Origin of the sequence: Methanobrevibacter olleyae (assembly GCF_900114585.1) — an archaeon.
Taxonomy (GTDB): domain Archaea; phylum Methanobacteriota; class Methanobacteria; order Methanobacteriales; family Methanobacteriaceae; genus Methanobrevibacter; species Methanobrevibacter olleyae.
The window spans coordinates 1-22,650 of the sequence record NZ_FOTL01000035.1 but is presented as its reverse complement, the minus strand read 5'-3'; the positions used below and the strand labels follow the sequence as shown (position 1 = coordinate 22,650).

Annotated in this window: 22 protein-coding genes; 9 read left to right on the top strand and 13 right to left on the bottom strand. The window is 26.7% G+C overall.

Annotated elements, in window-relative coordinates; all coding sequences use genetic code 11:
• The 10 genes from BM020_RS08425 to hpt all read right to left on the bottom strand — a co-directional run.
• Positions 1 to 202, bottom strand: a 202-nt coding sequence (locus BM020_RS08425; RefSeq protein WP_143743986.1) for a hypothetical protein, incomplete at its 3' end; no start/stop codon positions are given.
• Between the two features lie 285 nt (positions 203 to 487).
• Positions 488 to 2,014, bottom strand: a complete 1,527-nt coding sequence (locus BM020_RS08420; RefSeq protein WP_143743985.1) for a DNA replication complex subunit Gins51 — start codon at positions 2,012 to 2,014, stop codon at positions 488 to 490.
• Positions 2,015 to 2,253: 239 nt separating this feature from the next.
• A complete protein-coding gene (gene pcn / locus BM020_RS08415) occupies positions 2,254 to 2,988 on the bottom strand; it encodes a proliferating cell nuclear antigen (pcna) (protein WP_067148042.1) in 735 nt (244 codons plus the stop codon).
• A gap of 338 nt (positions 2,989 to 3,326) precedes the next feature.
• A complete protein-coding gene (locus BM020_RS08410; RefSeq protein WP_074798873.1) occupies positions 3,327 to 5,147 on the bottom strand; it encodes a hypothetical protein in 1,821 nt (606 codons plus the stop codon).
• A gap of 235 nt (positions 5,148 to 5,382) precedes the next feature.
• Positions 5,383 to 5,718 carry a transcription factor S gene (locus BM020_RS08405; RefSeq protein WP_082762175.1) on the bottom strand — a complete coding sequence of 112 codons (336 nt, stop codon included), beginning with the start codon at positions 5,716 to 5,718 and terminating at the stop codon, positions 5,383 to 5,385.
• A gap of 561 nt (positions 5,719 to 6,279) precedes the next feature.
• Positions 6,280 to 6,699, bottom strand: coding sequence for an NUDIX domain-containing protein (locus BM020_RS08400; RefSeq protein ID WP_074798876.1), 420 nt, complete (start codon positions 6,697 to 6,699; stop codon positions 6,280 to 6,282).
• A 257-nt stretch (positions 6,700 to 6,956) separates the two neighbouring features.
• Positions 6,957 to 7,229 carry a DNA-directed RNA polymerase subunit L gene (locus BM020_RS08395; RefSeq protein ID WP_067148052.1) on the bottom strand — a complete coding sequence of 91 codons (273 nt, stop codon included), beginning with the start codon at positions 7,227 to 7,229 and terminating at the stop codon, positions 6,957 to 6,959.
• Positions 7,230 to 7,325: 96 nt separating this feature from the next.
• Positions 7,326 to 7,892: an exosome complex RNA-binding protein Csl4 gene (locus BM020_RS08390; RefSeq protein WP_067148055.1), complete on the bottom strand. Its 567-nt coding sequence runs from the start codon at positions 7,890 to 7,892 to the stop codon at positions 7,326 to 7,328.
• Between the two features lie 380 nt (positions 7,893 to 8,272).
• Positions 8,273 to 9,280, bottom strand: a complete 1,008-nt coding sequence (gene dph2 / locus BM020_RS08385; protein ID WP_067148058.1) for a diphthamide biosynthesis enzyme Dph2 — start codon at positions 9,278 to 9,280, stop codon at positions 8,273 to 8,275.
• 145 nt (positions 9,281 to 9,425) lie between these two features.
• Complete coding sequence (gene hpt, locus BM020_RS08380; RefSeq protein WP_067148061.1) at positions 9,426 to 9,992, bottom strand: hypoxanthine/guanine phosphoribosyltransferase; 567 nt, start codon at positions 9,990 to 9,992, stop codon at positions 9,426 to 9,428.
• Positions 9,993 to 10,406: 414 nt separating this feature from the next.
• Here hpt and BM020_RS08375 point away from each other — a divergent pair, with 414 nt between their 5' ends.
• The 7 genes from BM020_RS08375 to BM020_RS08345 all read left to right on the top strand — a co-directional run bounded on the left by BM020_RS08375 (position 10,407) and on the right by BM020_RS08345 (position 17,177).
• Positions 10,407 to 11,747, top strand: coding sequence for a signal recognition particle protein Srp54 (locus BM020_RS08375; RefSeq protein ID WP_200781261.1), 1,341 nt, complete (start codon positions 10,407 to 10,409; stop codon positions 11,745 to 11,747).
• 136 nt (positions 11,748 to 11,883) lie between these two features.
• Entirely contained in the window at positions 11,884 to 13,158 is a 1,275-nt protein-coding gene (locus tag BM020_RS08370) for a tRNA pseudouridine(54/55) synthase Pus10 (RefSeq protein WP_083405396.1), read from the top strand.
• A gap of 420 nt (positions 13,159 to 13,578) precedes the next feature.
• Positions 13,579 to 13,869 carry a 50S ribosomal protein L21e gene (locus BM020_RS08365; RefSeq protein WP_067148066.1) on the top strand — a complete coding sequence of 97 codons (291 nt, stop codon included), beginning with the start codon at positions 13,579 to 13,581 and terminating at the stop codon, positions 13,867 to 13,869.
• A 5-nt stretch (positions 13,870 to 13,874) separates the two neighbouring features.
• Positions 13,875 to 14,225, top strand: coding sequence for an RNA polymerase Rpb4 family protein (locus tag BM020_RS08360; RefSeq protein WP_067148069.1), 351 nt, complete (start codon positions 13,875 to 13,877; stop codon positions 14,223 to 14,225).
• A gap of 527 nt (positions 14,226 to 14,752) precedes the next feature.
• A complete protein-coding gene (locus BM020_RS08355; RefSeq protein WP_067148072.1) occupies positions 14,753 to 15,490 on the top strand; it encodes a DUF655 domain-containing protein in 738 nt (245 codons plus the stop codon).
• Positions 15,491 to 15,619: 129 nt separating this feature from the next.
• On the top strand, positions 15,620 to 16,522 hold the full coding sequence (gene rsmA / locus BM020_RS08350) for a 16S rRNA (adenine(1518)-N(6)/adenine(1519)-N(6))-dimethyltransferase RsmA (protein ID WP_067148075.1): 903 nt from the start codon (positions 15,620 to 15,622) through the stop codon (positions 16,520 to 16,522).
• Between the two features lie 64 nt (positions 16,523 to 16,586).
• Positions 16,587 to 17,177 (top strand): HemK2/MTQ2 family protein methyltransferase, encoded by a 591-nt coding sequence (locus BM020_RS08345; protein WP_067148078.1) that lies wholly within the window; start codon positions 16,587 to 16,589, stop codon positions 17,175 to 17,177.
• Between the two features lie 135 nt (positions 17,178 to 17,312).
• Here the strand turns inward: BM020_RS08345 and dapF are convergent, their stop codons facing one another.
• Together dapF and lysA are read right to left on the bottom strand one after the other, a co-directional pair.
• Complete coding sequence (gene dapF, locus BM020_RS08340) at positions 17,313 to 18,173, bottom strand: diaminopimelate epimerase (RefSeq protein ID WP_082762239.1); 861 nt, start codon at positions 18,171 to 18,173, stop codon at positions 17,313 to 17,315.
• A 50-nt stretch (positions 18,174 to 18,223) separates the two neighbouring features.
• On the bottom strand, positions 18,224 to 19,507 hold the full coding sequence (gene lysA, locus BM020_RS08335; RefSeq protein ID WP_067148084.1) for a diaminopimelate decarboxylase: 1,284 nt from the start codon (positions 19,505 to 19,507) through the stop codon (positions 18,224 to 18,226).
• Between the two features lie 226 nt (positions 19,508 to 19,733).
• Here lysA and BM020_RS08330 point away from each other — a divergent pair, with 226 nt between their 5' ends.
• Both BM020_RS08330 and BM020_RS08325 read left to right on the top strand, forming a co-directional pair.
• Positions 19,734 to 20,579 (top strand): DUF364 domain-containing protein, encoded by an 846-nt coding sequence (locus BM020_RS08330; RefSeq protein WP_067148087.1) that lies wholly within the window; start codon positions 19,734 to 19,736, stop codon positions 20,577 to 20,579.
• Between the two features lie 138 nt (positions 20,580 to 20,717).
• Positions 20,718 to 21,155, top strand: coding sequence for an NUDIX hydrolase (locus tag BM020_RS08325; RefSeq protein ID WP_067148090.1), 438 nt, complete (start codon positions 20,718 to 20,720; stop codon positions 21,153 to 21,155).
• A gap of 63 nt (positions 21,156 to 21,218) precedes the next feature.
• Here BM020_RS08325 and BM020_RS08320 read toward each other — a convergent pair whose 3' ends face one another.
• Complete coding sequence (locus BM020_RS08320; protein ID WP_067148094.1) at positions 21,219 to 22,394, bottom strand: aspartate aminotransferase family protein; 1,176 nt, start codon at positions 22,392 to 22,394, stop codon at positions 21,219 to 21,221.
• Positions 22,395 to 22,650: the final 256 nt, after the last annotated feature.

Sequence of the window (22,650 nt, the reverse complement as noted above, 5' to 3'; positions counted from 1 at the left end):
AAGGACATCTAGCATAATTCATCCTAAAATAAGGAACATCCTTTTTAAAAATTAAATCAAAAGATTTAAAAACTTCACGACAAGAATTAAATAATCTTACAAAATGAGGATTTGAAAGAACAAAATCATCATTAAAATCGCAAAATATATATTGTTCAACATCTAAAATACTATTTGGAGCAATTGTTTTTTGTTTTATCATGAAAAAAACTTTGCTCCAACTCTTTATTAAATTTTACTATTTTTAAATAAAAATCAAACAATTTTTTAAGAAAAAATTCTAAAAACCACTACTTTTTATTAAAAAAATTTTCAAATCAACAAAGTTTTTGAAAGAGCCGAAAACTTAACTAAGTTCACAAACAAAGTTTGAAATATACAATAAAAAAAATAAGTAAAAAATTAATTTTTATTTTTTAGCTAAATAAATTAAAAATTAAGTTTTAATGTTTAACTAAATAAGTTAAAAAAATGAAAAATAGAAATTTTAGTGTTTAACTAAAACTGCTTTATTGTTGTCAATGAGAATTTGTGCAGTTATGTTTGGTAAAATAACTACATCATTTGCTAAGAAAGGGCCATAAACCTTCTCATCAATACCTACAATTTCATCAATATTTTCACTAATAATAACTGTAGTATTTTCTATTTCCTCTTTAGCAAATAATCCTCCCATCGTTTTATCAACTACTTTTTTAGGAGTTTCTTTTTTAGTGCTTTCCATAGCTTCATTAAAACCATCAGTTTGACTAAGTTTTCCATCTTTTACATCAAGGCCAGATGAAAATCCTAAATCAGATTGTGTTGATTCAGCTTTATCATCTGATTTATATTTAATATTATCATTTAGCTTTTTAGCTTCATCAGATTTAATTTGATTAGATTTGGGTTTTTTAGGTTTTGCAAAAATCATATTAAAGTCATCATCACCTGGAGGTGCATAATTAGATTCTGCAACTATTGAATTATAATAATCATCATTATAATTCTGTTCTAATTTATCTAAATCTACAAATTGACTATCTGGATTTTTGAAGATGTCATCTACATTATTAGAAATAAACCCCGCTTGTTTAGAGCTTTCTTCACTCTTAGGTTTAATATTTTCTTGAGTTTCAGCTTTAAAACTAGATTCTTGAACATCCTGAGCATCTACCTGAGGATTAGAATCTTGAACATCCTGAGCATCTACCTGAGGATTAGAATCTTGAACATCCTGAGCATCTACCTGAGGATTAGATTCTTGATTTATATCGGTTTTTTGACTTGGATACTTTTGATTAGCTACTTGCTTATCAATAGGCTCATACTTTTCATCCGTAACTACTTTAGCATCTTTAATTTGATTTAATCTAGATAAAACTTCATCAGAATTATCAACTTCAAGATCATTTGAACTATTAAAACTAGTAGAAACTTCTTCTTGAATAGAACTTGTATCTTCTTGATTAGACTCACCGAAGGTATTAGAAATTTCTAAATCATCAGAAATATTAGAATTAGAACTTTTTAAAACTTTAGGTTTTTTTGATTCTCCATAAGAATCTTCTACAAAAGTGCCTTCCCCATCATGATCTTTCTCTTCAAAATCATCTTCAATAGTACCTTCTTCACTATATTCATCTAAAGAGATTCTATATCTATGATTTTTAAGGGAATCCATTAAAGAGAAATATAAAGTTTCTTCCTCATCTGTAAGATTTAATGGAGTTGTATCTAATAAGTCAAATTGAGGATTGTCTTTTTTAAATAAAAGAAAAGATCTGTAAATATTGTTATTAGCAGCTTTAGTAATTTTAGATTCTCTTAGCTCACAGATTTCAGTAGCAATTCTTTGAGCATTATTTAATAATAATTGTTCATTTCCAAAAGGGTCATTAGCTACAGAATGTTCTAGGTTTTTAATATAATCACGTAATTGTTTATAAAAATCATTTTCTACTCTTGATAGAGAAGATTTATTACGTTCTTCCTTTTGAACTTTACGTAATACTTGAAAAAAGTCACCTTGCATAAGAATCATCTAAATTTAAAAACAAAATCAAAATCTAAGATTACCACTAATAATCAACATATTTTTACAACAACTAATCCTTTTAATAAAGTTAATAATGTATAAAGTTAATGTGTATAAAGCTAATGTGTATAAAGCTAATGGCATTTTAATAGCATTAATAGCTTAATTATGAAAAATTTATAAAAAAATAGGAATAAATTAATTTAAAAAAATTAATTTATTAAAAGCTAAATCATTTAGTCTTCAGATTCTATTCTTGGAGCAAGTAAGAAACTAAGTTCCCCATCTTCAGATACCATTTTAAGACTAAGTGTTAATGGCATGTCATTTCCAAGATAAATAGTAGCAATTTCAGAGAATCTATCTGCTTTAAGCATTTCTCTAATTTTTTCTAAAGAGAAAACAGATTTAGCTTTAGTATCTATTTTTTCACCATGTAAATATTCAATATTTGCATCTCCAAATTCACCTTCAGCAGATGTATAGAAGTTTTCTTGATCAACCATTAAAGTGATTTTATCAGAAAAAATATCCATATCTTGAATTGAGTCTTTTAAAAGTGTGAAAGGAATCTCAAATTCTGTAGGATAATCTAATGAAGGAGGTGCAGGAGAATCATATTCAATGTCAATTAATCTAATTTTAAAAGTTCTTGTAGCTTCACCAACAAAAGTGAGAATAAGATTTCCTTCATCTAATGACATTAAAACACGATCATTAGCTTTAGAACGTTTTAATACTTTCATTAACTCATCAGTGTCAATATTAATTTTTTCTGGTTCATCACAAATAAACTCATCGAATAAACTAGATTTTAATTCTAGATGAACAAAAGTAATATGACTACGATCTAAGGCATCTAAACGAAAACCTTCACTATCAGTTTGGATTTGTACTTCATCTACAATAGATGAAATAGCATCAAAACTGGTTTTTAAAATACTTGAATCACTTAACTCAGCTTTAAACATTAAAAATCAACTCTTGATTTAATTTTAAGCATTGATTATTTATTTTATAAATTAAAATAAGCTTTTTATTAAGCTTTAGATATTTTATTTATAAATAATTTATAAAAATAATGCATCATTTAATTTTTAAAAAATTCAATAAAATTTATTATTTTATTATATTATAATATAGTAATTAATCATTTATAAATCTAATCAAAAGACATTTTATTTTAAAAATTTATACTAAAAAAAATGAAAAAATTTAAAAAAAATATTTAAAATAGTAAGAATAGTTAAAAAAGTTCTTAAAAATAGAAAATAGTAAAAATACCTTTTTAAATATTGATTAAAAAATTTTAATCAAACTTTTTTAAAGTTTGGGTTTGAAAATAGAATAAATAAAAAATCAATACTAAATATTTTAAAAGAATATAAAAGAAAAAATAAAATTTAAGAAAAATCATTTTTTTTCTTAAATTATTATCAAAGCTAGTACTTTCAACTATTCTTCTTTTTTTCTCTGCTAATATCTCTTGAGCTTTTCTTTTTTCCTCTGCTAATTCCTCATCATTTATAGGTTCTTTTTCAAATTTTGATAAATCAACCGATTTCTTAAATTTAGGTTTAGAAAGACCAGACTCTTCCACATCATTAGGTTCATCATCAAAATCATATTTAGCATACTTATCTTCTAAGCCATCCATTTTTTCAACCTCTAAATTAGAATTAACATCATCATCAATATAATCTTCCTCAAGGAGATTATATTCAATATTATCTTCAAATTCTTCTTCAACTATATCTACAGATTCCTCATCAACTAAATCAAAGCCATCAACAGAACCAACAACCCCATCTTCATCCTCATCAACTAAATCAAAGCCATCAACAGAACCAACAACCCCATCTTCATCCTCATCAACTAAATCAAAATCATCACTAGAATCATCTTCAAAGTCATATTTAAGATACTTATCTTCTAAAGTAGAGTCATCAGATTGTTCGTTTAGTTTGGAATGAATAGGAATTATCTCATCAGCTTCATCATCGTTATCATCAGAAACTTCTGTTGAACTAGCATTTTCATGCTTTTTAAAAGAAGATTGATTTTTTTGAGATGTTAAATTTGATTTAGAATATAAAGAATCGATATCATCATCAGAAACTTTTTCTTCTTGGTCCTTCTCAAATAAATCTTTAGAGGAATCAACAGATTTGTCCTTTTTATCATTATCAGAAAAATTAGAATCTTTTTTTCTTTTTAGAATGCCAAAGATAGCATCAAAATCATCACGAGAAATAGTCTCCTCGTTTACTTCATCATAATCAATACTTTTAATACTATTAAAGGTATCAATAATCAACGAAGACCTTGAAGAAGATAAGAATTTTAATAAAGAAAATCCAATAATAATAAGACCAATAATAATTAAGAATATAGCAAGCCCTGCAGTTTCACCAGATAAAACATTATCTACAACTCTATCAGAACTTGAAGCATAGTAACTTATTCCTATAATTAAAATTCCCAATCCTACAATAAAACCAACAGCAGTAAGAATTGTAGAAGAATCTAAAACATCTAAAGATTTATCAGAATCAGAAGATTTATCCCCATTATTTATCAAAACACCTTGAGCAGAGGATTTGCCAATTTTTTCTTCTATATTTCCATCTGCTAATACATTATCCCCATTTTTTCCTGTGATAAGAGAATCTTCATCATCCATATCTTCAATACTATCAATAAATTCTTCACTAAATTCATCAGAATGCCTTTCACCACTAATAAAATCAGTACCTTCTATAGAATCAACATTATAATCTTCAGTTTCAGTTGATTTTTTAATATTTGCTTCAATTGAATCATCTGAATCATTATTTATAATTACTCCTCCTTCAAGAGAATCTTCAGCTAAAGCATCAGATTTTTCTAAATCTTTATATTCATTATGAATAGGTATAATCTCATCTACAGAAGAATCATTATTAAAACTATTAGAGGAATCCATATCTTCTTCACTATCCCCAAATTCTAATTCTTTAAAAATTTCTGAGATAGATTTAGATTTATTAAACCTAGTTTTTTTATTATGATTTGAATCATTAGCTCTGGGAGCGGATTCATCATTTCCATTAGAAACATCTTCTAAATTACCATTTTTTGAATTAGACATTTTATCTCCTTACTTAAAAATACTAAGAATACTCACTCAAACTCAATTTAACACACCATAATACTCTTAGTAAAATCGCTTTAGATAATATTAAATTAATATTAAGATAATATTAAATAAAGAATAAATATAAAATATTAATTAATAAAGCTAAAATAAAAACTAAAATTAAATAATTATAACTATAATATCTTAAAATTATAATTAATTAGTTATGATTAATTATTAAATAAAACTAATCATATCCTCTCCATTTATGATTACATTTTTCACAAGTGAAGAAACGGGTTGGTGCTTCATCAGCACTGCGGGTTTGAAGTAATTCATAGGAAGCACGATCATGTCCACATTTAGGACATATTTCTCTTACAGTAGAACGTAAACCACTCTCATCTCCTCTTATTATAACAGTTTCTTTAGATTCTACTTTTTTATCAACAGAATATTCAGTTTTATCCACTTCAGATGAATCATAACCACATGTGGAACATTTTAACACAATTTTCTTTTCATCCTCATCACCTACTTCTTGAGGAAGAATCATACCACCACATTTTGGACAAAATTCCATCAATTAACCTCCAATAATTAATAACACTACTCTTTAAAAACAGAAATTAAAAAATTTTTTAAACTATTAAATTTCAACACGAATAAACAATGATTATAATCTCCAATAATTATAACCGTGAGAAACATTTACATTATTAATAATTTCAACTTAGTGAAAATTTTAAAATTTAAGTTTTATAAATTTCGTAAATGATTAAACTTTTTCAAATCATACTTATAAATAAATTTTATTAAGTCATATTATTTAAACTTAATTTAAAAATAGTGTAAAAAACGCCTAAAAATTAGGAAAAATTGTAAAAATTTGGTAAAAAATAATAATAAAAACAAATATTAAGTAGATTAAAAAATAGTAAAAAATTTATAATTTTTAGAAAAAAAATTATTGAAAATTTGTTAAATTTAGAAAAAATTTTGATGATATTTTGATGATTATTATTTAAAAAATTAATAGAATAAATTATATAAAAAAAATGAGAAAAATTTAATAAAAAATAAACTAAAAATAAACTAAAGATTAAATTAAAAAAATGATAAAAATAAATGATAAAAATTAATACTAATTTTCACTAAATAAATAATCTTTTACTTCATTTAAAATCATTCTATGATCAAATGCAATATCCAAAGAATCTAAATCATCAAATGAAAATTTAGCAATTTCTTTAGCATCATCATCTGCTTTTGCATCAGCAAGATTGCCATGTGCTAAATAGAATATAGTGACTGTGTGGCCTCTTGGATCACGGTCTGGATCTGAGTAAACATTAAATAATTTAATTAAATCAACATCAATAGATGTTTCTTCTTTTGCTTCTCTAATAGCTGCAGACTCAGTTGTTTCACCATAATCGACAAATCCACCAGGTAAAGCCCAATAATCTTTAAAAGGTTCATTTTTCCTTTTAATAAGTATAAAATGATTTTCATCATTAAAAATAAATACATCAACAGTTAATGATGGAATTTTATATTTAATATTATCACCCTAAATAAATTAAATAAATTAAATAAATTAAATAAATTATGCTTTAATCTGTAAAAAGTCTATAAACTAAAATAAAAATAAAATAATTTACTAAATAATAAAGAAGAGTTAAAATCCAGTTTAGAGATTTTAATCCTGAAAAAACAATCTAAAATAAAAAAAAATAGAAAAAATTTTGGTCAAGGTTTTTAGCCGAAGGCTAAAAAGCTTGGCAGAAAGCTAAAAAACTTGGAGCTAAAAAGCTTGGATTAAATATTTCCAATTGATTCTTTAAATTCAGCAGCTTCTTCTTTTAATCTTTTAGCAGCTCTTAAAAGAGAATCTCTAGGTCTTTTTGTTCTTTTAGTTTTAATAGTCATGATAGGTTCACCAGTAAGAGGGTGATCGATACCATAAACTGCATATTCTACATCATCATCTTCCATAAGATATTTTCTTAAAACATTACAAAGGGAGTGATTTTCTCCATGAATAATCATTTCGAGTTCTAATTTGCTATCTTTTACAACTTCAATTTCCATGTTATCTTTTCCTTAAAACATTAAATGAATAACTAAATAATTTTAAATAATATACTTATATTTTTAATATTTCAATTTTAATGAAATATTTAAAAATTAATAATCATAATTTTTAGAAACTTTTCTTTTTTCTTTTCTATCACATACTGGACAATAAACTTCAGATTCATTACAAGGATCCATAAAAGTTCTACATCTAGTACACATAGCTTTTACAACACCCAAACCAATATCTTCGGTGTTTAAATCAAGGTTATCTCCCATTATTTTAACCACTTTTGCTTCAATTAAATCACCAATTCTGAAAGCATCAGTAAGTTTGTCAATATAACTAGGAGTTACTTGAGAAATATGAATAGCTGCCATATAAGGTAGAGCTAATTCACGATTAGTTCCTTTTTTAGCATATATGCTTACTAAAGCTCTCTGACCACGTACATCTTTTATTTCACCGTATACAATATCTCCAACTTTTAATAAGTTTGGACCACCAGATTTTGAAATAACAGAGATTTCCTTTTCTTCTTCATCTACTAATACATTTCCAGGAACACCGGATTTAACACTTCCATAATCTTCATATGCACCTTGACCTGGTAAAAATTTTTCACTTACACTTAAAAAATCACCAGGCATTACAAAATCTCCAGATTCTATTTTCATCTCTACACCTCATAAATAGGCACTAAAACCTTAATTTAAAATTTTATAATTCCATTTATAAAATAGGACAATTAATCCAAAAATATAAATTCTATAACTCCCTTTATAAAATAGGACAATTAATCCAAAAATATAAATTTTATAGCTCCGTTTATAAAATTTATTTATAAAAATATATGAAAATAAATTTGAAATAAATTTTCATCCATAATTTCATCAATTATTTATATGTAAATTATTTATGTTTTTTAGTAATATATAAAAAATTCGGTTTTTAGAAAAAATTTTAAAATAATCAAATATTTTAATTTAAATAAAACAGATGAAATATAAAAAACAATGCAAAAACAATGCAAGAATGTATGAAATAATAAAAAAATTTATTGATAATAACGGTCTTCAAATAGTATTTCATCTAATTGATATTTTTCCCACTCTCTTTTATTTAAAACAATCTCTAACTCTTTAGGAGTTATAACAGGTTTTTTATACATTTGAGAATCATCAATAGCTATTCTTGGACATGCAGTTACCACAAATCCTTCAAGTTCCATATAATGAAGTAAAACATCGGGATTAACATTATCCATAAGTAAAATATAAGCTTCCATTCCCTCATCTTCAAGGATTTTTTTAGTTTCTTTAGCTAATTTCATCCTATATTGTCCTTCTTTAGAAGAAACAATGATCCCCCATTTTTTAACTTCCCCTGCTTTAACTATTCTTGCAAATCTAATTCTTAAAATTCTATCTGCATAAGCACTCATTTCACGAATATCTCCACTATAAGGATCAATAGCTAAAACTGGAGCTTTAGTAAATAAATAAATTCCTAAAGGATGAAAATTGCCACTTCCAATGAATAGATAAACTTCAGCACCTAAATTTTTTACAGAAGCAAAATTACAACCTAAAACCTGACCTTTCCTTGTGCTTCTTGAAGAGCCAATAACAACTTCTTTGCCATTATCCTCTAAAAAGTCAACGATTTCATCAAGTAAATGTAAGTGTTGTGCTGTTGTTGCAATAGCTACTTTAGAATAATCTTGTAATAATTCTAAAGATTCCTCTAAATATTCTTTTAAATTCACATTAGCTTTAGCTTCTATAAACATTGTAGGAATACTATATTTAATTGGAAGAGGAGTATGTCCATAATGAACAATGAAATCTACAATTCCCTTCATTTTCCTATCAGAAACATCACATGCCCCAAAACAAGGATCAGCAGATATAATCACAGTAGCTTCTGTTTGTTTTTCAATCTCACGAGCAATAGCTACAGCTTGCATCTTAAGTCCCTCAGGAAACTGTAAACCTACATTCTTTACATTGAGAGAGTTGATTTTCTTAATAACTCTCTTAAGTTCCATATCATATAATGCCATTTTATCAACTAATAATGAATAATAATTTACTAAATAACAAAAAGAGTTAAAATCCAGTTTAGAGATTTTAATCTTGAAAAAGCAATCTAAAATAAAAAAAAATAAAATAATAAAAACCAAATAATTAAAATAAAAACTTTGTAAATTATAATAATGAATCAGCTAAAACTTTTCCATCAACAACATCTAATTTTACAAGGGTTTTAATTTCTTCACCAGTTGCTTCCTCAACAATACTTTTACCTTCACCTTTTTCTACAACTACAACAGTGTCAACTAAATTAACACCAATAGATTTTAATTCATTAATTACAGCAGTGAGAGTTCCTCCAGTACTTACTACATCATCAACTAAAAGAATATTATCTCCTTCTTTTAAGTCATTGATATATAATTTAGAGGTTTCATAAGCAGTATGTTTTAAGATTTCATGTTCTTCAGGTAGGCCATATTGTCTTTTACGGATAATAACAAAGGGAAGGCCAGTTTCTAAAGATAAAGCAGTTGCAATGTGAATACCCATCGCTTCAACACCTACAATTTTATCAATTTTAGATAGATCTAATTGTTCATCTAAAACTTCAGAAATTTCTTTTAAAACTTTTGGATTTAATGCAGGTATTCCATCACTGATACCATGTACAAAATAATCATAATCTCCTTTTTTAACAACTGGTGCATTTCTTAATGATTCTACTAATTTTTCAAGCATTTTTAAGCCTCAATACTACTATAATATTTATTAAAATATTTTTAGTTAAAAATCCATAACTAAATTAAAATTTTAAATTAAATTTAAATGAAATTATTTAATATAATTTTTTAGATTAAATTTAAATGAAATTATTTAATATTAAAATTTTTTAGATTAAATTTTTTTAATTAAAATTTTATATCTATATCAATAATTTTATAATAAAAGATAAATAAATTTTTATATAATATTAATTTATACATTAAAGTTAATAAGATAAACTATTAATATGTTTTAAACAACTAAAACAAAATTTATAAAATAAACTATTAATATGTTTTAAATAACTAAAACAATTTATAAAAAATAAAAAAATTAGAATTTAAGAAGTCACTATTATTATATTATATCTAAAAATAGGAAAAAGATATTATGTCAATGCTAGGAAGTTTAGGAGAAAACCTTACAAACACTATGAAAAAATTAGCTGGAATGAGTGTTATTGACAAAAAAGTTGTAAAAGAAGTAGTTAAAGATATTCAAAGAGCTTTAATTCAATCAGACGTAAATATCCAGCTTGTTTTAAAATTGTCAAAAACAATCGAAAATCGTGCTCTTAATGAAGAACCACCTAAAGGAATTACACCAAGAGAACATGTAATTACAATTATCTATGAAGAAATGGTTAATTTACTTGGAAATGAAGCAAAAGAGCTTGAAATTAATAAAAAACCATTTAAAATATTATTCTTAGGATTACAAGGTAGTGGTAAAACCACCACCATTGGTAAATTATGTAAATATTTACAAAGAAAGGGTTTCTCTCCAGCAGTTGTATGTACTGACACATGGAGACCTGCAGCATATGAACAGTTAAAACAGTTAACTGAAGAAATGCAAATCCAGCTTTATGGAGATCCAGAAAATAAAGATGCCTTAGACCTTGCTGAGAAGGGTCTGAAACAATTTAAAAATCAAAAAATCATTATCTTTGATACTGCAGGTAGACATAAAAATGAAGATGATTTAATTGAAGAGATGAACAAGTTAGATAAAATCATTGAACCAGATGAATCTATCCTTGTTATTGATGGTACAATAGGACAGCAAGCAGGAGAACAGGCAAAAGCATTTTCACAAGCAACCGATATTGGTTCTATTATTATTTCAAAATTAGATGGTACTGCAAAGGGAGGAGGAGCTCTTTCTGCAGTAGCTGAAACTGGTGCACCAATTAAATTTATTGGTACTGGTGAACGTATTGATGAATTTGAAGCATTTGATCCTGAAAGATTTATCTCAAGATTATTGGGTATGGGAGATATTAGAAGCCTTATAGAAAAAGCTGAAGAGGTTATTGATGAGGATAAAGCAACTAAAACCATGAACAATATGCTTAGTGGTAAATTTACACTTGAAGATATGAAAAATCAGTTTGAAATGATGAATAGTATGGGGCCTATGCAACAAGTGATGAATATGATTCCAGGTTTAGGTGCTAAGGTACCTAAAGAAGCAAGTCAAATGACTGAAGATAAAATCAATTCATTTAAAATTATCATGTATTCTATGACTGATGAAGAGATGAAAAATCCAAAAATCATCAAACATTCCCGTATTACAAGAATTGCAAGAGGTTCTGGTGTTGATGAAAATGATGTAAAAGAATTATTAAAATATTATAACAACACTAAAAAAGCTATGAAAGGTATTGGACGTAGAGGAATGGGCGGAGGAGCTATGAATAGACTCGTTGGCCAATTTATGAAATAATACCATTAGCTTTTTCTTTTTTAACTATTTTTAAAAAAAAATCATACTTATCACTTTAAATTATATAAAATTATAATTAGCACTTTCAAATTACATAAAATTATAAATTTAAATTATTTTTTCAATGAGGAATTTAATGAATCAAGAGATACTAAATAAAGCAAGCCAATTAATAAATTATACAAATGGAAAAATCTGTAATCATTGCCTTGGACGTAAATTCTCAGATTGTGTTGAAGGAAATGGAAATGAAGATAGAGGCATTAAGATAAGAAAAGCACTTAATCTTGAACCTTACACTTATAATGAGAGCGATGAAGATAATGAAGATGAAAAATGTCTAATTTGTAATGATATATTTGAAGACATTAATTCTAAAGTTCTTGATTTAGTAAATGAAAAGATAGAATCGATTAAGCTTAACTTTGATACTTTTGTTGTAGGTTGTAAATTAGCTAAAGAAATAGTGGAAAAAGACCATGAAATAAGTGATGAATTTGATTTTGATGTTGAAATCATAAAAAAAGAAGTCAACAGAGAAATAGGTAAATTACTTGAAGCTAATCTAGAACAAAGTGTTGATTTTGATAGGGAAGATGTTCTTGTAATGGTTGATTTTAGAAGAATACTTAAAGAGAATATTGAAAATCCGATAAAAGTTAGGCTTCAAATCAATCCTATTTTTATTGAAGGAAGATATAAAAAGCTTATTAGAGGAATTCCCCAAACTAAATGGCCATGTAGAAAATGTAAAGGTAGAGGGTGTGAAGAGTGTAATTTCACAGGTAAACAATACATGGAATCTGTTGAAGAACTTTTATCTGAAACTGTTTTAAAGCATGCACAAGCTTATGAGGCTAAATTCCATGGTGCTGGAAGGGAAGACATTGATGTTAGAATGTTAGGTACAGGTAGACCATTTGTACTTGAGATAAAAGAACCTAAAATAAGAAAAATAAACTTAGATAAAATATCCGAAGAAGTTGCTGAACTAGCTAAAGGTAAAACAGAATACTTAAATCTTAAATTTACACAAAGAAAAAGGAAAGCTGAAATTAAAGTCTCATCACCAGAGACTTTTAAAGTTTATAGAGCCCTTGTTAAATGTGAGGATAGCATCACTGAAGAAGACCTTGATAAACTTCAATCTCTTAATATGATTCAGCAAAGAACTCCAATAAGGGTTTCACATAGAAGAGCTGATAAGATTAGAGAAAAGGAAGTTAAAAGTATTGAAGCTAAGTTTATTGATTCAAAAACCTTTGAAATGATTATTAAAACAGAAGGTGGCTTGTATATCAAAGAACTAATCTCATCAGACGAAGGTAGATCTCGCCCAAGTGTAAGTGAAGTTCTTAATACAGAAGCTATTTGTGCAGAGCTTGATGTTATTGAAGTTGGAATTAAATAAATCATGAAAAACTATTTTAACAATACAAATTATTTTTCTAAAGTTATAAAATTATTTAAAAAACAATAACTTTATTAATATCTTAAGTGATATATTATAATATTATCAAAAATAGAAGATTAGAGTATATGCTGAAATCTAGTCATTAAAATTTATTTTAATATTAATTTTATAATATTTTTGATTAATTTTTTCTTTTAATATATAAAATTTAGATATGTTTTAATCAATTAAACCTAGAATTAGAGCTAAGTCTAAATTAAAACTTATATATTGGCTTTTACAGGGTAGCTAAACCGAAGGGCTTAAGCTAATAATATTTAACTTGAGTATTATAATTAAGCTACTAGCTATTTAAAAAGATATAAAATGATGGGTTTTATATTTTGATACACTATTAAATATTAAAGAGGTATAAAAATGCAAAGATCCAGAGGATTTAAAAGTAGAAGTAGAAAAAAATTGACCAAAAGAGTAAGACCTGGTCGTGCAAATCCAATTACTAGAAAAATTCAACAATTTAAAAATGATGATTTAGTTCATATTATCATCGACCCAAGTATTCAAAAGGGTCAACCACATTCCAGATTCCATGGAAAAACTGCAAAAGTTGTAGGTAAAAAAGGTAAAGCTTACCTCCTTACATTAAACGATGGTAATAAAGCTAAAGAGTTAATTGTTACTCCGGAACATTTAAAATTACAAGAGTGAGTACAATGATTGGGAAAAAAACATTAGAAAGTGAACCAATACCTGCAGCTAAAGTAAAAGAAATTCTTGAAGAGTTCTCTGAAAAGCATGAACTTAGCTATGAACAAAATTTAACTTTAGCTCATGCAACTAGTCTAACAAAACTTTCCCTTGAAGATGGTGAAAAATTAATCGAAGAACTTGAAGCTTATGTTGATTATAAACAAGCTGTTCGTGTAGCAGATATTGTACCAAGAGACATGGCTGATTTAAGATTAATTTTCGCTAAAGAAAGAAATGCTCCTTCAAATGATGAAATGAAGGAAATTCTTGAAATTTTAGAAAAATACGATATTAAAGATGATTTATTAGAATAAATCTCTTTTATTCATTATATTTTTCTATTTTTCTATTTTTCTTCTTCAATGACGATTAAATTACTTTTTAAACAATTTTTACTACTTTTAACTATTTTTTTATAAAATTATATAGCTATTTTTACACTTTTCTATTTTTCAAAATTAATATTATTTGATAAATAAAAATTAATATTAATTAATAAATAAATATTAATAATAATTAATAAATAAATATTAATAATAATTAATAAATAAATATTAATTAATAAATAAAAATTAATATTAATTGATAAATAATTAAATTATTTTTAACTATTCCTATTTTTAAAAAATTAATACTTAAAAGAAAAATTATTTACAATTTAACTATTTTTAATAAAAAAGAATAAAATTATAAATATTAATAAAATAAAGATATACTAATACTATATTAAAAATTAAATATATTAATAAAATATAAAATATTATACTAAAAGTCGTAAATAATAGCAAAGAATAATTTGCTTAAGCTAATAAAGGAAATTAAATAGATATGAGGTGAAAATATGGATAATCCAAACATTGATAATCCAAATCCAAAAAAAGAAGAGTACATTATTATTTTAGATTATCTTAAATTTGGGTATGTAAATCCAGAAAGACCAGCTGCCCATGGCAAACCTGTTGCTCAAGCTATTGGAGTAGACAAATTCACATTAATCGAAGTTACACCTAAAGATGGTATTGATTTAGATATTCATGACAAAGTCTATATAGGCTCTGGGAAAAGGGATAAAGTAAATAGAGTTAAAGGACTATTAGACTTTGAAAACTTAACTGCAACTAGTAGAATCGAATTAGAATATGCAATTAAAGAAATTATCTCCACTAAAGAAGACATTTATATAAAATTCTTTAATGAAGTCGATTCTCTTAATATTAAAATGCATAAATTAGAGTTAATCCCAGGAATTGGTAAAAAACACACCCAAATGATTTTAGAAGAACGTAAAAAAGAACCTTTTAAAAGCTTTGAAGATTTAAAAGAAAGAGTTCCTCTTCTTGGAGATCCTGCAGACATAATTGCAAAAAGGGTAAGGCTGGAATTAGATACCACTCAAGTTAAAAGAGGTAAAAATAAATATTACATGTTTACCCAAATTCCTAATAGACACCCTTCTAATAGAAAGAAAAGAAGTAATAGAGGAAGAAACAATAGGAATAATAGAAGCAAAGGTAGAAAACCTAATAAAAATAATAAATACAGAACTAATAAACCTAAGACTTCTGAAAATAAAGAATAAATTTATATGAGTAAAAAACTCTAAAAACAATTAAGAGTTTTAAAACTCATTTCTATTTTTAATATATAATTAATTTTTCTAATACAAGAGATTAAAAATACTATTTTAAATAGCTAAAAAGGTGATTAATTGAGTGAAAAAACTAAATTATCCTTAGCTAAAGAGACTAAACAAATCTTACAAGAAAATGGAATTATATTAAATAAAAATTTAGGTCAAAATTACCTTATAGATGATTTCAAAAGAAAGAAAATCATCAAATATGCAAAACTCTCAAAAGAGGATATTGTTTTAGAAATTGGCCCTGGAATAGGAACACTAACTATTGAACTTGCTAAAAATGCTAAAAAAGTAATAGCTATTGAGCAAGATGCTACTATTTTTAATATTTTAAAGAAACGTTTAGAAAGAGAAGGTATTGATAACATTGAATTAATCAATGAAGATGCAGTTAAAGTAGATTTTCCCGAATTTAACAAAATTGTATCTAACTTACCTTATCAAATATCTTCACCAATTAGTTTTAAATTCTTAAAACACAAATTCGACCTTGCTATTTTAATGTATCAGAAAGAATTTGCAGATAGAATGAATGGTAAAGTTGGAACAAAACAATATTCAAGACTTTCTGCTATGTTATACTTTAAAGCAGACGTTAAATTTTTAACTAAAGTTTCTCCAGAATCATTTATTCCAAGTCCTAAAGTAGATTCATCAGTGATTCAATTAAAACCAAAGGATATTAAAACTATTAAAATAGATGGAGAAGAATTCAAAATAAATGATGAAAGCTATAAAATCTATTCAAAAGTAGTTAAAGCATTGTTCCAACATAGAAATAAAAAATCAAAAAATGCACTTATTGACTCAAGACATATGATTGGTTTTAAAGATAAAAAGGAATTAAAATCTGTTTTAAAGCATTTAGAGGATAAAAATCCTAAATTTAAAGAATTGCTCTTAGAAAGAACAATTAATTTATCTCCAGAGAGTATAATGGAATTATCTATACTTCTAAAAGACCACTTATAAAAATTAAAAAATTATATAAAAGTTAAATTTATACTTAAACTGAGCATTATCAATAGGTAAAAGCATGAAAATAGGAAAATTTAAAATAGAAAGAGATGATTTAGTATATTTTCCTTCAGATGATACTTTTCTTTTAGCTGAAAACCTTGAAATTAAAGAAGGGGAAAGTGTACTTGAAATAGGAACTGGATCTGGCCTTGTTTCTATGTATGCAAGTCTACTGACAGATGACATTACAGCAACTGATATCAATTATAATGCACTTGAACTTGCAGAGAAAAACTTCAAACTCAACAATATAAGCACAATTAAATTAGAGTTTGGAGATCTGTTTGAACCTGTAAAAGATAAAAAGTTTGATGTTATACTATTTAATACCCCATATCTCCCTACCGATACAGATGATATTGTCAATGATGATTTAAATTATGCATTTGATGGAGGATTAGATGGAAGAAAAGTTATAGATAGGTTTTTAAATCAAGTCTCCAATCATTTAAATGATAAAGGAATTGTTCAAATAATTCAATCCTCATTATCTGATAATGATAAGACCTTAGACCTCTTTGATAAAAATGGATTTATTGCAGAAATAGTTAAAAGCGAAAGATTTTTCTTTGAAGAGATTGTTTTGATTAATGCTTATAAAATTTAAATATAGCTAATTATAGATGACAAAATGAAGATAAAAAAACACCATTAACAGGGCATAACTTAAAAAAAAACTAAAAAGTGAAGAATTTAAAAAATAAATTCCATTAAAATTATTTAAAATAAAAAATAAAAAATATTATTGAATTTCGGCATTAAATACTAATGTTGCAGGCCCTTTCATGTATGCTCCAAGTTTACCTTCCTCTTCATAGACTTCAAACTCTAAATCTCCACCAGGTAAGTGAAGAAGAATCTCTTTATCAAAATGAGCTAATTTTACGCCAGCAAGAGCTGTAGAAGTTGCACCAGTACCACATGCAAGAGTAACTCCAGCACCTCTTTCCCAAGTTCTCATTTTTCCTTCATTTTTGCTAATTACTTCAACAAAATGAACATTAATCTTCTCTGGGAAAATTTCATGACATTCAATAGCTGGGCCATATTTATCAATATCTATTGCATCAACATCATCAACAAACAAGATTACATGAGGATTTCCAACATTGACACAGCTTGCTTTAAAACTAGTGTCAATCACTTCAATCTCACCATCAACAAACTCTTCACTATCTGCAATCATCGGTATTTCTTCTGATTTAAATGTAGATTTACCCATATTTACTTTAAAAAGTATAGGTTCACCATCTTCTAAAGTAATTTCAATAGTTTTAATGCCGGATTTAGTTTCAACAGTCATTGTTTCTTTTTCTACTATCTTATTTCTGTAAACAAAATCTCCAAAACAACGAATACCATTTCCACACATTTCTGCTTCAGATCCATCTGGATTAAACATTCTGTATCCAATATCAGCTACTTCAGAAGGTACAACAAATAATACCCCATCTCCACCTACACCAAAGTGCCTATGGCAGAGAATTCTGCAAGCTTCAGCTTTATCAGCTTCAGGAATCACTTCCCCACTACTTTCATCAATAATGGGAAAATCATTACCAATACCATGCATTTTAGAGAATTTCAAACCTTTTAAATCCACCATAATATCATCACAATAGTATTTTTAATTATTAATTTAATTCCAAAGACTTATTTTAGGTGCTCTGGAATAGATTGTTTTTCAAAAATGTCATCAAAGCTTTGTGATTCACGAATTACAAAGGATTCTCCATTTTTAACAAGAACCTCTGCTGGTAACGGTCTTGAGTTATAGTTAGATGCCATAGTGTAACCATATGCACCTACATTTAAAATTCCTAAAATATCTCCTTCTTCAATATCTGGAAGAGGTCTGTCTCTTGCAAATAAGTCTCCAGATTCACAAATATTTCCAGCAATATCTACTTTTTGACTAGCTTTTTCATTCATTTTATTAGCTACTACAATGTGATGGTAAGAATCATACATAGCAGGTCTAAGTAAAGTATTAAATCCAGCATCTACACCAATAAATTTCCTGTAGCTCTTTTTTACACTGTTTACTTCCACTAAAATTACAGAAGCATCTCCTACAATGTATCTGCCAGGTTCAAGGTATAAAGTAGGTTCTCCCATATCAAATTCTTCTAATTTCTCTTTGAACAATTTCATATTTTCTTCTGCAAAGTTCTCTAAGTCCAATAGCTCTTCTTCTGGAGTGTATGGAATTCCGACTCCTCCACCGAAGTCAATGAATTCAAAGTCAATACCTGCCTCTTTGTGAACTTTACCTGCAATATTCATAGTAGATTCAATAGCTAATTTAAATGGCTCTGGATCAAGAATACCTGAACCAATGTGAGAATGCATACCTATAGGTTCAAATCCTAGTTCTTTAGCTAATTTATAAATTTCTACAGCTTCAGTTTCCATAATACCGAACTTGCTCATTTCTCCACCAGTAATACAGTGGCCGTGGTGACCAGCACCTACCATAGGGTTTACTCTAAATGAGATTTTTTTACCTTGTGGATTGATACTTTCTGCTAATCTTTTAAGTGCAGATACAGAATCAATATTTAATATTACATTTTCACTGTTTACATAATCCATTTCATCATTTCTGATATTGTTACCAGTGAATAATATTCTATCCCCAGAAAATCCCATTTTTTTGCATATGTACACTTCTCCAGGAGATACCGCATCAATACAACATCCCTCTTCTTCAAGGATTTTTAAAACTGCAATATTTGTATTTGCTTTACATGCATAGAATACTTTAAATTTAGGATAAAATTTAGTAAAAGCATTGTAAAATCTGTTGTAGTTATCCCTTATTCTATCTTCATCAATTACATAGATAGGAGTACCATACTGTTCTACAAGATCACATACATCAGCACCACCAATATCTAAATGACCTTTATCATTTATCTTTATATTTAAATCCATCTTGAGCCTCCATGTAATAAAAGTTATAATTATATATAATAATCTGAAAATAAGTTTTCAATAAATATTTATTTAAACTAATATATAAAATTATTTAATGAAAATAAATCTCTGACTAATAAAAACCAATACATTGAAAAATTATTTAAATATAATAAAAAATAATCATATATAATAAAAAAATTTATAAAATTATATTTAAAAACAAATCCCTAAAGGTGATAAAATGGAGGATTTATTAAAAGATACTGTAAAACTTGTACTTGAAAAATTAGAAAATAAAATAGATAATATTATGGTAGAAAGAGCCGTGTTTGGATTATTCTTCTCTGGTGTAAAAATATCAACAGGTCATGGAGGATTGTGTTTTACTCCAGTTAAAGAGATGCCAGAAGCTGTATGCTGTCCAAGTTCAGCTATGATTATGCCACTTTCTGGAAAATTATCTGGAGTTCCAGTTAGTCAATATTTAGATGATATTTTCTGTGATAATGTTTTAAGAAGAACTCTTGGAATAGCTACACTTAATGCTTTAAGTAATTATATTTGGGAATTAGAAGAAAAAGGAGAATTAGAAACAAATACTAATTATAAGCCAATAATGTCTGTTGATGCATTTGATGAAATTGATGTTAAAAAATACGATAAAGCTGTTGTTGTAGGTGCACTTATACCAATGCTTAAAAAACTAATAGCAAATGGAAGTGATTTTAGAGTACTAGAACAAGACCCACATACTTTAAAAGAAAGAGAAATGCCATTCTACGCACCTGCAGAAGAAGCAGATAAATATGTACCAGATGCGGATTTACTTGTTATTACAGGTGTTACTGTACTTAATGGCACTTTATCACATCTTCTTGAAATTGCAAAGGATGGTGCAGATATCCTTGTTACAGGTCCAACTGCAAGTATGATTCCAGATATTTTCTTTAAAAAGGGAGTAACTATGACTGGAGGAATAGTTGTAACAGATGCAGATGAATTATTAGATATAATTAGTGAGGGAGGATCTGGCTATCATTTCTTTGGAAAATCCGCAGAAAGAGCAGTGATTTATAGAGATAAATAATACAATTGAATAATGAAACAAAAAAATTAACAATATAATTAGAATAATGAAACAAAACAAAAAAACAAAAAAAATTAATAATACAATTAGAATAATGAAACAAAATAAAAAATAATTAAATATAAGAGAAGTGATAAAATGGCAAACAGTAAAGATTGGGGATTAACTGTAAGGGGACTAGTTAGAAAAGAAGATAAAATATTAGTCCTTAGAAGACATCCTAAATCAAAAAATAATCCCCATAAATGGGAACTTCCAGGAGGTAAAGTAGACCCTGGAGAGTTCTTCGATGATGCATTAGTTAGGGAATTAAAGGAAGAAACAAATCTAAAAGTAAAAATTGAAGGTTTATTTGAAGCAGTGGAAGATAGATTTAAAAACCGTAGAACTCATAAATTTATTAATACTATTCAATTGATAATGAGTCTTGAAATAATCTCCGGTGAAGTTCAACTAAGTGACGAACACGATGATTTTAAATGGGCAAATAAAGAAGAATTAAAGGAATTTTATGAAGATGAAATGCTTACTGGTTCTTTAAAATATACTTTAGAAAAAAAGAATTTTGAAATTTAAAAAAAGATAAAATCTTAATCTTGTTTTTTAAAAATAAGATTAAGTTTTAAAACTTTATAAATTCTACAGCGAATCAAATACTTTATCTAATGCATCAATTAAAGCATCAATTTCTGCTTTTTTAACTATAAGAGGTGGTGCAAATCTTAATACATTTCCTGCTGTAGAGTTGATTAAAAATCCTTCTTCAAGCATTTTGCCAACTAAATCACCGCATTCAAAGTTGAGTTCAATACCAACTAAAAGTCCAACACCTCTTACATCATCAATAAAGTCATATTTGTCCTTTAATCTAGATAATTTTTGGATGAAGTATTCACCCATTTCCTTACTATGTTCTACAAGGTTTTCCTCTTCAAATACATCAAAAACAGCATTAGCTGCTGCACCTGCAAGTGGACTTCCAGCAAAAGTAGTACCATGATCCCCTGGTACAAAACCAGTAGCTACTTCCTCAGTTGCTAAAAATGCAGCCATTGGGAATCCTCCACCAATACCTTTAGCTACAGTCATTATATCAGGTTTTAATCCAAATAATTCATGAGCAAATAAAGCACCACATCTTCCAAAGCCGGATTGAACTTCATCTACAATAATAAGTACACCTTTTTCTTTACATAAGTCATTTAAACCTTTGTAAAACTCTTCTGTAGCTATATGTACTCCACCTTCACCTTGAACTGGTTCGATAATAATAGCTGCAGTTTCATCAGTAATAGCTTCAGCTACACTTTCTAAATTAGCAAATTCAACTTTTTTAAATCCCTTAGGTAAGTTTTTAACATAAGGAGCACTGTATTCTGGATGATCTGTTACAGATAAAGTTAAGAAAGTTCTTCCATGAAAAGAATCTCCACAGAATAATACTTCACTTTTGCCACTGTATTTTAAAGCTAATTTAATTGCTCCTTCATTAGCTTCAGCACCAGAATTTGCAAAGAAAATTCTATCAAAGCAAGTTGCATCTACCAATCTTTTAGCATAAACAGTAGCAGGTTCATTATAATAAATACTTGAAATATGAATTAATTTTTCTGCTTGTTCTTGAATAGCACCTACAAGTTTAGGATGATTATGACCTAAACAGTTTACAGCAATCCCAGCTAAAAAGTCCAAATATTCCTTATCCTCAATATCCCATACTTTAACACCTTCGCCATGATCAAGTACAATTGGAACTCTATTAAATGTATTGATGAAATATTTATCTTCAATATCAATGATTTCTTCTGTTTTCATAAATAAAAACTCCGTAATTTTTATAAATAATTTAGTTAATTGATTAAATTAGTTTAATTAAGTTAATCTTAAAATAATAATTTACATTAGGTTAAAATAATAATATAACACAATTATATTTATATTTTATAATATAAAAAAATAATTAAATAATGTTTTGTGGCTCTTTCAAAAACTTTGTTGATTTGAAAATTTTTTTAATAAAAAGTAGTGGTTTTTAGAATTTTTTCTTAAAAAATTGTTTGATTTTTATTTA

Coding starts and splice junctions, on each gene's coding strand:
- BM020_RS08345 (WP_067148078.1), top strand. CDS start 16,587: ATGAAAATAGGAAAATTTAAAATAGAAAGAGATGATTTAGTATATTTT.
- BM020_RS08320 (WP_067148094.1), bottom strand. CDS start 22,394: ATGAAAACAGAAGAAATCATTGATATTGAAGATAAATATTTCATCAAT.
- BM020_RS08395 (WP_067148052.1), bottom strand. CDS start 7,229: ATGGAAATTGAAGTTGTAAAAGATAGCAAATTAGAACTCGAAATGATT.
- BM020_RS08355 (WP_067148072.1), top strand. CDS start 14,753: ATGGATAATCCAAACATTGATAATCCAAATCCAAAAAAAGAAGAGTAC.
- BM020_RS08405 (WP_082762175.1), bottom strand. CDS start 5,718: ATGGAATTTTGTCCAAAATGTGGTGGTATGATTCTTCCTCAAGAAGTA.
- BM020_RS08365 (WP_067148066.1), top strand. CDS start 13,579: ATGCAAAGATCCAGAGGATTTAAAAGTAGAAGTAGAAAAAAATTGACC.
- hpt (WP_067148061.1), bottom strand. CDS start 9,992: ATGCTTGAAAAATTAGTAGAATCATTAAGAAATGCACCAGTTGTTAAA.
- BM020_RS08410 (WP_074798873.1), bottom strand. CDS start 5,147: ATGTCTAATTCAAAAAATGGTAATTTAGAAGATGTTTCTAATGGAAAT.
- BM020_RS08390 (WP_067148055.1), bottom strand. CDS start 7,892: ATGAAAATAGAATCTGGAGATTTTGTAATGCCTGGTGATTTTTTAAGT.
- BM020_RS08360 (WP_067148069.1), top strand. CDS start 13,875: ATGATTGGGAAAAAAACATTAGAAAGTGAACCAATACCTGCAGCTAAA.
- pcn (WP_067148042.1), bottom strand. CDS start 2,988: ATGTTTAAAGCTGAGTTAAGTGATTCAAGTATTTTAAAAACCAGTTTT.
- BM020_RS08370 (WP_083405396.1), top strand. CDS start 11,884: ATGAATCAAGAGATACTAAATAAAGCAAGCCAATTAATAAATTATACA.
- BM020_RS08330 (WP_067148087.1), top strand. CDS start 19,734: ATGGAGGATTTATTAAAAGATACTGTAAAACTTGTACTTGAAAAATTA.
- BM020_RS08325 (WP_067148090.1), top strand. CDS start 20,718: ATGGCAAACAGTAAAGATTGGGGATTAACTGTAAGGGGACTAGTTAGA.
- lysA (WP_067148084.1), bottom strand. CDS start 19,507: ATGGATTTAAATATAAAGATAAATGATAAAGGTCATTTAGATATTGGT.
- dph2 (WP_067148058.1), bottom strand. CDS start 9,280: ATGGCATTATATGATATGGAACTTAAGAGAGTTATTAAGAAAATCAAC.
- BM020_RS08420 (WP_143743985.1), bottom strand. CDS start 2,014: ATGCAAGGTGACTTTTTTCAAGTATTACGTAAAGTTCAAAAGGAAGAA.
- BM020_RS08375 (WP_200781261.1), top strand. CDS start 10,407: ATGTCAATGCTAGGAAGTTTAGGAGAAAACCTTACAAACACTATGAAA.